Source organism: Vreelandella songnenensis, from assembly GCF_003002925.1.
Classification (GTDB): Bacteria; Pseudomonadota; Gammaproteobacteria; order Pseudomonadales; family Halomonadaceae; genus Vreelandella; species Vreelandella songnenensis.
Genome location: NZ_PVTK01000024.1, coordinates 1 through 3077, shown reverse-complemented (window position 1 = coordinate 3077; position 3077 = coordinate 1). Strand labels below are relative to the sequence as shown.

At 64.3% G+C, this 3077-nt stretch carries 1 protein-coding gene; it reads left to right on the top strand.

What is annotated here, in order from left to right:
- Positions 1–3077: beta strand repeat-containing protein (locus tag B0H98_RS16840; RefSeq protein ID WP_106376222.1), on the top strand; the 3077-nt coding region annotated here is incomplete at both ends.

The following is a 3077-nucleotide window of genomic DNA, read 5'->3' as shown; positions in this document are numbered from 1 at the left end:
CCGACTGTCTCCGTCACCCTGGAAGACGCCACCGGCGATATCTACAGCGCCGACGAGATCCGCGACGGCGTCAACGCCACGGTCACCCTGGGTGATGGCACTCAGGTAGGCGACACCCTGGTGGTGGTCGATGGCAAGGGTAACGAACTGGTCAACCGCCCGGTCACTCAGGCCGATCTGGAGAACGGTGTCAGCGTCACGATCACCGGCCTCGCCGCCACCGACACCGCAGTTAGCGTCACAGCGACAGTGACTGACCCGGCCGGTAATACCAACACCACGACGGCGGGAGGTGTGATCGACGCCCAGGCGCCGAGCGTTACGGTGGCACTGGAAGAGGCATCCGGCGACATCTACAGCGCCGACGAGATCCGCGACGGCGTCAACGCCACGGTTACCCTGGGTGACGGCACCCAGGTGGGCGACACCCTGCTGGTGGTCGATGGCAAGGGCAACGAACTGGTTAACCGCCCGGTGACCCAGGCCGACCTGGATAACGGTGTCAGCGTGACCGTGACTGATCTGAACGCGGGTGATACCGCGGTCAGCGTGACCGCCACGATCACCGACCCGGCAGGCAACACCAACACGTCGACAGCTAACGGCACGATCGATGCCCAGGCGCCGAGCGTCTCCGTCACCTTGGAAGACGCATCCGGCGATATCTACAGCGCCGACGAGATCCGCGACGGCGTCAACGCCACGGTCACCCTGGGTGAAGGTACCCAGGTGGGCGATACCCTGGTGGTGGTCGACGGCAAGGGCAACGAACTGGTCAACCGCCCGGTCACGCAAGCCGATCTGGAGAACGGTGTCAGCGTCACGATCACCGATCTGAATGCCGGTGATACCGCGCTGAGCCTCACCGCTACGGTCACCGACCCGGCGGGCAACACCAACACGTCGACAGCTAACGGCACGATCGACGCTCAGGCGCCGACCGTCTCCGTCACGCTGGAAGACGCGTCCGGCGATATCTACAGCGCCGACGAGATCCGCGACGGCGTCAACGCCACGGTCACCCTGGGTGAAGGTACCCAGGTGGGCGATACCCTGGTGGTGGTCGACGGCAAAGGTAACGAACTGGTCAACCGCCCGGTCACGCAAGCCGATCTGGAGAACGGTGTCAGCGTCACGATCACCGATCTGAATGCCGGTGATACCGCGCTGAGCCTCACCGCTACGGTCACCGACCCGGCGGGCAACACCAACACGTCGACAGCTAACGGCACGATCGACGCCCAGGCGCCGACTGTCTCCGTCACCCTGGAAGACGCGTCGGGCGACATTTACAGCGCCGACGAGATCCGCGACGGCGTCAATGCCACGGTCACCCTGGGTGACGGCACCCAGGTGGGCGACACCCTGGTAGTGGTCGACGGCAAGGGCAACGAACTGGTCAACCGCCCGGTGACGCAAGCCGATCTGGATAACGGCGTGAGCGTCACGGTCACCGACCTCAACGCCACCGACACTGCGGTCAGCGTGACCGCCACGGTCACCGACCCGGCGGGTAACACCACTACCACGACGGCGGGAGGCGTGATCGATGCCCAAGCGCCGACTGTCTCCGTCACGTTGGAAGACGCGTCGGGCGATATCTACAGCGCCGACGAGATCCGCGACGGCGTCAACGCCACGGTCACCCTGGGTGAAGGTACCCAGGTGGGCGATACCTTGGTGGTGGTCGATGGCAAGGGTAACGAACTGGTCAACCGCCCGGTCACGCAAGCCGATCTGGATAACGGTGTCAGCGTGACGATCACCGACCTCAACGCTGGCGATACCGCGCTGAGCCTCACCGCCACGGTCACCGACCTGGCCGGTAACACCAACACGTCTACGGCTAACGGCACGATCGACGCCCAGGCGCCGAGCGTTACAGTGGCACTGGAAGACGCCACCGGCGACATTTACAGCGCCGACGAGATCCGCGACGGCGTGAACGCCACGGTCACCCTGGGTGTAGGTACTCAGGTGGGCGACACCCTGCTAGTGGTCGATAGCAAGGGTAACGAGCTGGTTAACCGCCCGGTGACCCAGGCCGACCTGGATAACGGTGTCAGCGTCACGATCACCGACCTGAACGCCGGCGATACTGCGGTCAGCGTCACAGCGACAGTGACTGACCCCGCCGGTAACACCAACACATCTACCGTTGAAGGGGTAATCGACGCGCAGGCGCCGAGCGTCTCCGTCACCCTGGAAGATGCGTCGGGCGATATCTACAGCGCCGACGAGATCCGCGACGGCGTCAACGCCACGGTCACCCTGGGTGAAGGTACTCAGGTGGGCGACACCCTGGTGGTGGTCGATGGTAAAGGTAACGAGCTGGTCAACCGCCCGGTGACCCAGGCCGATCTGGATAACGGCGTCAGCGTCACGATCACCGATCTGAATACCGGTGATACCGCGCTGAGCCTCACCGCCACGGTCACCGACCCGGCCGGTAACACCAACACATCTACGGCTAACGGCACGATCGACGCCCAGGCGCCGACTGTCTCCGTCACCCTGGAAGACGCCACCGGCGATATCTACAGCGCCGACGAGATCCGCGATGGCGTCAACGCCACAGTCACCCTGGGTGAAGGCACCCAGGTGGGCGACACCCTGGTGGTGGTCGATGGTAAAGGTAACGAACTGGTCAATCGCCCGGTGACCCAGGCTGATCTGGATAACGGTGTCAGCGTCACGATCACCGATCTGAATGCCGGTGATACCGCGCTGAGCCTCACCGCTACGGTCACCGACCCGGCGGGCAACACCAACACGTCGACAGCTAACGGCACGATCGACGCCCAGGCGCCAACCGTCTCCGTCACCCTGGAAGACGCCACCGGCGACATTTACAGCGCCGACGAGATCCGCGACGGCGTCAACGCCACAGTCACGCTGGGTGAAGGTACCCAGGTGGGCGACACCCTGGTGGTGGTCGATGGCAAGGGCAACGAACTGGTCAACCGCCCGGTCACTCAGGCCGATCTGGATAACGGTGTGAGCGTCACGGTGACCGATTTGAACACCGGTGACACGGCGGTCAGCGTCACTGCGACAGTGACTGACCCCGCCGGTAA